This is a genomic window from Ottowia sp. (assembly GCF_035325765.1).
Classification (GTDB): domain Bacteria; phylum Pseudomonadota; class Gammaproteobacteria; order Burkholderiales; family Burkholderiaceae_C; genus Ottowia.
In genome coordinates, this window is the sequence record NZ_DAOKZG010000082.1 from 1 (window position 1) to 7084 (window position 7084).

Genomic DNA, 7084 nt, shown 5'->3' on the forward strand with positions numbered 1-7084 from the left:
CTCTCACGTGAAGTTCATCGCATAATGCCTTGACTTATAACACAGTAAGACTAGTGCAGTGTTTCACGCTATCAGGTACTTATAACGAGTCGCCAAGGGGCCAGCTGCGCGGCGCGTGGCCGCAGGCATGGTGGGTCCATGTCAAGGCCACGCAACAAAGCAGATGGCCCCTTGGCGGCTCGCCCTGCGGGAAGCCAGAAAAAGGCTCGCGGCGGCGTTGCAGTTCTTGCCAAGGCCGCCGGCATTGGCTGCGAACTGCGCCTTGCCGCAAACCATTTTCTGGCTTTTATAAGTACCTGATAGCGTGAAACACTGCACTAGGGAAAGTCTGCACAAATCCCGCGGCGATGTGCTGAGCGAGGCGCAGTGCAGTGAGAATCTTGAACCATGCAACAAGCCGACCTGGGTCTGAACCTGACGACCAAGCGCACCCGCAAGCGCGAGTTTCTGTCCGAGATGGAGCAGGTGGTGCCCTGGGCCGCGCTGGTGGCCCTGATCGCGCCGTATGCGCCCGAAGGCAAACGCGGACGCCCGCCGTTTGCCGTAGAGACGATGCTGCGCATCCACTTCATGCAGCAGTGGTTCACGCTGAGCGATCCGGCGATGGAAGAGGCGCTGCATGACGTGCCGATGTTTCGGGAATTCGCGGGTCTGAACTGGGACACAGCCGTGCCCGACGAGACCACCATCCTGCGGTTTCGCCGTCTGCTGGAAGAACACAAGCTGGCCGAGCAGATCCTGGCGCTGGTCAACGAATTGCTGGGCGCCAAGGGCTTGCTGCTACGCGTCGGCACGGTGGTTGACGCCACGTTGATTGCTGCGCCCAGCTCCACCAAGAACGCCTCGGGCCAGCGCGATCCGCAGATGAAGCAGAGCCGAAAGGGCAAACAGTGGTATTTCGGCATGAAGGCTCACATCGGTGTGGATGCCGACTCGGGTCTGGTGCACACCGTGCGCGGCACGGCGGGCAGCGTCAATGACGTGGTGGAGGCCAACACGCTGTTGCACGGCCAAGAGACTGAGGCCTGGGGCGACGCCGGCTACCAGGGCGCCGACAAGCGGCCTGACGCCAAGAGCACCGTGCGCTGGAACATCTCCATGCGGCCGGGCAGGCGCAAGCAGTTGGACAAGACCAAGCCCCTGGATGACTTGACCGACCAACTCGAACGCCTCAAGGCCAGCATTCGAGCCAAGGTCGAGCACCCGTTTCGGGTGATCAAGCGGCAATGGGGCCACGTCAAGGTGCGCTACCGGGGTTTGGCAAAGAACACTGCGCAGTTGCACACGCTGTTTGCGCTGTCGAACCTGTGGATGGCGCGCCGTAGTTTGCTGGGAACCAAGGCATGAGTGCGCCCGCAAGGGACCAAATGGCCTGCGAACCGGCCGGAAAGGATCTCGCACAGGGCTGCCGATGGATTGAAACCGCCAGTCGGCTCGACCGCTTCGCACCAGCACATCTCGAAGCGCTTTCTGCAGAGTTTCCCTAGGCTTCGGGTCCATGCAGCGCCTGCTCGAGCGGCAGGCACTTCTCGGCGCCGAGGGCCTTGCGCAACCGGGGCAGCAGCGCCCGCAACTGAGCCGAATCCTGCGCCGATTCAACCGCAAGGTTCAGCAGCAGGCCGCCCAGGCCGAGCCCCGAGGCGAGTTCCGTTGCGATGCGGTAGGCCTGAAAGAAGGCATCGTCGCCCGCTGGTGGCGTCGCTGCCGAGGCCGGCGGCGTGTTTTGGCTGACGGCTGGACCGGCCGCCGCAGGCGCGCTGCCCGCCCCGTTTGCCGGAGCCAGGAAGCCCAGCGCCACCATGTGCTCGAGGTCCGCCTGGGTGATGCCCAGGTTGGCCGTCGCCTGGAGCACCTCGGCGCTGGTGCGCGTGCCGTCGAACAGGATGAAGGCCGAACGCTGGCGCTGCGACAGCGCACCCGACCGCTCCTTCAGGGCGTTCAATCCGAGTGCGGTCTTCAGGTATCGCATGGCAGCTCATGAAGTCGTGTTCGCTCGCGCGGCTGGCCGGCGACCGGGGCGTTCGGCCCGGTCGCGCGCAGGTTGGTTCGCATGCGCGTCACGCGCCGGTCACCCTGTGGGCGTCAATCCGCGGCGTAGATGTTCACTCCCCGGGTTTCCGGCAGGAACATGACGCCGACCACGACGGTCATGGCGGCGATCCCGATCGGGTACCACAGCCCGCTGTACAGATCGCCGGTCTGGGCCACGATGGCAAAGGCCGCCGTCGGGACCAGGCCGCCGAACCAGCCGTTGCCGATGTGATAGGGCAGGCTCATCGAGGTGTAGCGGATGCGCGTGGGGAACAGCTCGACCAGTGCCGCGGCGATCGGCCCGTAGACCATGGTTGCCAGGATCACCAGGTAGACCAGGATGGCGATGATGGTCGGCTTGTCCATCTTGGCCGGATCGGCCTTTTCCGGATAGCCGTCCTTGCGCAGCGTGGCGCTCACCTGGGCGCTGAATTCGGCCGCCTGCGCCTTGGCTTCCGCCGGCGACAGCGCGCTGGCGTCATGGCTCTGGATGACGTCGGGGCCGATCTGGATGGTGGCGAGCGAGCCGGGCAGGGCGGGGATGGTCTCGTAGCTGACCGAGGCGCGCGCCAGCACCTGCTTGGCGATGTCGCAGGAACTGGTGAAGCGCGCGGTGCCGGTCGGGTTGAACTGGAACGAGCACTCGTTCGGATGGGCCTTCAGGATCACGTGGGTGCTCGCCTGTGCCGCCGCCAGGTCGATGTTGGCGGCGCGCGTCAGCGCCGAGAAGGCGGGGTAGTAGGTGAAGATGGCCAGCAGGCAGCCGGCCATGATGATCGGCTTGCGCCCGATGCGGTCGGACAGCGTGCCGAACACGACAAAGAACGGCATGCCGATCAGCAGCGCCAGCGCGACCATCATGTAGGTCGTCGTGCTGTCCACGTGCAGCACCTGGGTCAGGTAGAAGAGCGCGTAGAACTGCCCCGTATACCAGATCACGGCCTGGCCCGCGGTCAGTCCGAACAGGGCCAGGATCACGACGCGCAGGTTCTTCCATTGCCCGAAGGACTCCAGCAGCGGCGAGCGCGACGTCTTCTGCTGGGCGCGCAGGGCCATGAACGGCGGCGACTCGCGCAGGCTGAGCCGCACATAGACGCTGATCACCAGCAGCACGAAGGACAGCAGGAATGGCACGCGCCATCCCCACTGCGCAAAGCGCTCGGCATCCATCGCGGCCTGCGTGCCCATCAATACCAGCAGGCTCAGCAGCAGGCCGCCGGTGGCGGTCATCTGGACCCACGAGGTGTAGGCGCCGCGCTTGTTCTGCGGCGCCCATTCGGCCACGTAGGTTGCGGCACCGCCGTATTCGCCGCCCAGCGCCAGCCCCTGCAGCAGGCGCAGCACGATCAGGATGATCGGTGCGGCCACGCCGATGCTGGCATAGGTGGGCAGCACGCCGACCAGGAAGGTCGACACGCCCATGATGATGATGGTGATGAGGAAGGTGTACTTGCGTCCGACCAGGTCACCCAGGCGCCCGAATACCAGCGAGCCGAACGGCCGCGCCACGAAGCCGGCGGCGAACGCGAGCAGCGAGAACACCAGTTGCGCGGTCGGCTCGAGGTTGGAGAAGAACTGCTGGCCGATGATGACGGCCAGCGTGCCGTACAGGTAGAAGTCGTACCACTAGTGCAGTGTTTCACGCTATCAGGTACTTATAACGAGTCGCCAAGGGGCCAGCTGCGCGGCGCGTGGCCGCAGGCATGGTGGGTCCATGTCAAGGCCACGCAACAAAGCAGATGGCCCCTTGGCGGCTCGCCCTGCGGGAAGCCAGAAAAAGGCTCGCGGCGGCGTTGCAGTTCTTGCCAAGGCCGCCGGCATTGGCTGCGAACCGCGCCTTGCCGCAAACCTTTTTCTGGCTTTTATAAGTGCCTGATAGCGTGAAACACTGCACTAGAACATGGTTCCCAGCGCCGAGGCGACGATCACGCGCCGGCGCTCGCGCGCCAGGGCGGGCGATACCTGGGGACTCGCGGTCTTGGTGACCGCGGGACTGGCGGCTGTCGGCAGGGACAGATTGGCTGCGGTCGCCATCGGCAGACTCCTTTTGCTTGGACCCAAAAACGTCAGTGGACCGCTCGCGATCGTCTCGGGACCCGATGGGCGCTGGCCTTGGCGGCGTCGAGCAGGTTCGTCGACTGGCTGAGCGCGCTACACACTCGCTGGCACGCCTCTCGCCAGGCCCCGCAATGTCGTCTTCGCCCCGTGCACCGGAGTGCGCGGATTGGGTTCCGGTTCACGCGATTCCCGGGCGTGCAAACGCCTGGGATGTCGCAACGCTGGCCCTTGCCGGCTACGGCGAGGGCAACACGGATGGGCGCATTCGACAGCTGCTGTTGGCTTCAGTCCGATGGCTGTGACTACATGTAACTATTGAAATCATATGCTGATTGTTCGGGCCCGTCACCCCTGCCCGGCAAAAAAATTCATGATGGTTGCCCTGGTGCAACAGCGCGGTCGGGCCGACCGCCGTCGCGGCGCAACCCGGTTCGACCTGTCTGCCTGCCGGCTGGCCGGGCGCCTTGGACGGTGCGCGCTGGCAGTCAATTCCCCGCGCGCAGGGCTCAGGGCTGCGGTTTCGCTTTCAGGGTGGCGGGTCGGCGGGGGTCATCCGGCGCCCGCGGATGGGGTCATCCACCCGACTCGGACCCGTGCGGCAAGCCCGGATTCGGCGGCGGCGGCTTCAGCGCAGCCGCTTGATGAGGCTGGAGGTGTCCCAGCGGCCGCCGCCCAGGGCCTGGACGTCGGCATAGAACTGCTCGATCAGCGCCGTCACCGGTAGGCGGGCGCCGTTGCGGCGCCCTTCCTGCAGCACCAGGCCCAGGTCCTTGCGCATCCAGTCGACGGCAAAGCCGAAGTCGAAGCGGTCCTCGATCATGGTGGGGCCGCGCTGTTCCATCTGCCAGCTCTGCGCCGCGCCCTGGCTGATCACCTGCAGCACCTGGTGCATGTCCAGTCCGGCCTGCTGGCCGAACGCGATCGCCTCGGCCAGGCCCTGCACCACGCCGGCCACGGCGATCTGGTTCACCATCTTGGCGAGCTGGCCGGCGCCGCTGGGCCCGAGCAGGGTGACGGCGCGTGCAAAGGCCATGGCCACGGGTCGCACGCGCTCGAACACCTGGGGGTCACCACCGCACATTACCGTGAGCACACCCTTCTGGGCGCCCGCCTGGCCGCCCGAAACCGGCGCGTCGATGAAGTGCCACCCGTGCGCACGGGCAGCCGCATCCAGTTCGCGCGCGACGTCGGCCGAGGCCGTGGTGTGGTCGACCAGCACCGCGTCCGGGCGCATGCCGGCGAGCGCGCCATGGGGCCCCAGCACCACCTGGCGCAGGTCATCGTCGTTGCCGACGCAGCTGAACACGATGTCGGCACCCTCCGCCGCCTGCGCGGGCGTGCGCGCCAGGCGCACCGCCTCGGTGGCCTCGAATTCGACGCAGAACGCTTCGGCACGCGCCGCGGTCCGGTTGTAGACCGTGACGCGGTGGCCAGCCAGCGCCAGGTGGCCCGCCATCGGATAGCCCATCACGCCGAGGCCGAGGAAGGCCACGGCACGGGCAGGACAGGGTTCGTAGGTCTTGCTCTGGATGGAGGCGTTCATGCGACGATTGTAAGAAGCAGCCGCACAAGTCGGTGGGCGGGCTGTCCCGGGCATTGAAGTCGGCCAGGCGTCCCGGGATCGCGCAGCACGGCGCAAGCGGCGCGGAGGCGCATCAGCGCCTCATGCCGCCTGGCGCGCCAAAAGAGGACACATGGCGCCGGCTCGCACCGGCATCACGAAATGATCTTCCCTGCCATCGGAGCGCAGCGAAGCCACCTTGCGATTCTTGCAGGCAAATCGGTGCCCGCTGCTCCACCGCGCTTCGTCCGACCTCTGAAGCATGAAACGACCCGGATCCGATGGCGGCGGTCCTCCTGGCCTCCGGGTGCGCCTTCGGCACCACGCTTCCATGCTGCGCTGCCTCCAAGGGGCCCTGCGCCCCACGGGTAGCCGAGCAGTGCCCAGGGGGCAGCCACGCCATCGCACAGCGAGTGGAGCCGCGGGGAGCTCATTGCACGAGCCGTGTCCCCATTCACATGATTTGCAGGTGTTCGGTGCCCGCGGCCAGGTCGCGCTCCTTGGCGCGCTTGCTGGTCAGCTTGATCTGCAGGCGCAGGTCGTTGGCCGAATCGGCGTTGCGCAGCGCGTCTTCGTAGGTGATCAGGTTGGCCTCGAAGGCGTCGAACAGCGCCTGGTCGAAGGTCTGCATGCCGAGCTCGCGGCTCTTCTTCATCGCTTCCTTGATCTCGCCGACCTCGCCCTTGAAGATCAGGTCGGAGATGAAGGGCGAGTTGATCATGATCTCGACCACCGCCGTGCGACCCTTGGCATCCTGCTTGGCGATCAGGCGCTGCGAGATCAGGGCGCGCAGGTTGAGCGACAGGTCCATCAGCAGCTGCGCCCGTCGCTCCTCGGGGAAGAAGTTGATGATGCGGTCCAGTGCCTGGTTGGCACTGTTGGCGTGCAGCGTCGCCAGGCACAGGTGGCCGGTCTCGGCAAACGCGACCGCGTGCTCCATGGTCTCGCGGTCGCGGATCTCGCCCATCAGGATCACGTCGGGTGCCTGGCGCAGGCTGTTCTTCAGCGCCGCCTCCCAGTCCTCCGTGTCCAGGCCGACCTCGCGCTGCGTGACGATGCAATTCTTGTGCGGATGCACGAACTCGACCGGGTCCTCGATCGTGATGATGTGGCCCTGGCTGTTGATGTTGCGCCAGTCCACCATCGCCGCCAGCGTGGTCGACTTGCCGGAGCCGGTAGCCCCCACCAGGATGGTCAGGCCGCGCTTGGTCATCGCCACCTCCTTGAGGATCTGTGGCATGCCCAGGCCGTCGATGGTGGGCAGCTCCTGCGGGATCACGCGCAGCACCATGCCGATGTTGCCCTGCTGCACGAAGGCGTTGCAGCGAAAGCGCCCAATGCCCGCTGGCGCGATGGCGAAGTTGCACTCCTTGGTGCGCTCGAACTCGGCGGCCTGCTTGTCGTTCATCACGGCGCGCACCAGCGCCAGCGTGT

Annotated in this window: 5 protein-coding genes and 1 pseudogene; 1 reads left to right on the top strand and 5 read right to left on the bottom strand. The window is 66.2% G+C overall.

Annotation, left to right across the window (positions count from 1 at the left end):
- Positions 1–387: 387 nt before the first annotated feature.
- Positions 388–1347, top strand: coding sequence for an IS5 family transposase (locus PKA16_RS15280; protein ID WP_324404462.1), 960 nt, complete (start codon positions 388–390; stop codon positions 1345–1347).
- 136 nt (positions 1348–1483) lie between these two features.
- On the opposite strand, the gene PKA16_RS15285 is transcribed toward PKA16_RS15280, so the two are convergent.
- From PKA16_RS15285 to PKA16_RS15305, 5 genes and pseudogenes are all read right to left on the bottom strand, one after another.
- The gene (locus tag PKA16_RS15285; protein WP_324404464.1) at positions 1484–1969 is read right to left on the bottom strand and encodes a hypothetical protein; all 486 of its coding nucleotides are present in this window, start codon (positions 1967–1969) and stop codon (positions 1484–1486) included.
- A gap of 113 nt (positions 1970–2082) precedes the next feature.
- Positions 2083–3666: pseudogene (locus PKA16_RS15290) on the bottom strand (MFS transporter).
- Positions 3667–3924: 258 nt separating this feature from the next.
- Positions 3925–4065, bottom strand: coding sequence for a hypothetical protein (locus PKA16_RS15295; protein WP_324404465.1), 141 nt, complete (start codon positions 4063–4065; stop codon positions 3925–3927).
- Between the two features lie 649 nt (positions 4066–4714).
- Complete coding sequence (locus PKA16_RS15300) at positions 4715–5632, bottom strand: NAD(P)-dependent oxidoreductase (RefSeq protein WP_324404467.1); 918 nt, start codon at positions 5630–5632, stop codon at positions 4715–4717.
- 472 nt (positions 5633–6104) lie between these two features.
- A partial coding sequence (locus PKA16_RS15305) for a PilT/PilU family type 4a pilus ATPase (RefSeq protein ID WP_324404469.1) occupies positions 6105–7084 on the bottom strand: 980 nt, incomplete at its 5' end.

Excerpts from the sequence above, each read along its gene's own strand:
- PKA16_RS15295 (WP_324404465.1), bottom strand. The coding sequence starts at position 4,065 with ATGGCGACCGCAGCCAATCTGTCCCTGCCGACAGCCGCCAGTCCCGCG.
- PKA16_RS15285 (WP_324404464.1), bottom strand. The coding sequence starts at position 1,969 with ATGCGATACCTGAAGACCGCACTCGGATTGAACGCCCTGAAGGAGCGG.
- PKA16_RS15280 (WP_324404462.1), top strand. The coding sequence starts at position 388 with ATGCAACAAGCCGACCTGGGTCTGAACCTGACGACCAAGCGCACCCGC.
- PKA16_RS15300 (WP_324404467.1), bottom strand. The coding sequence starts at position 5,632 with ATGAACGCCTCCATCCAGAGCAAGACCTACGAACCCTGTCCTGCCCGT.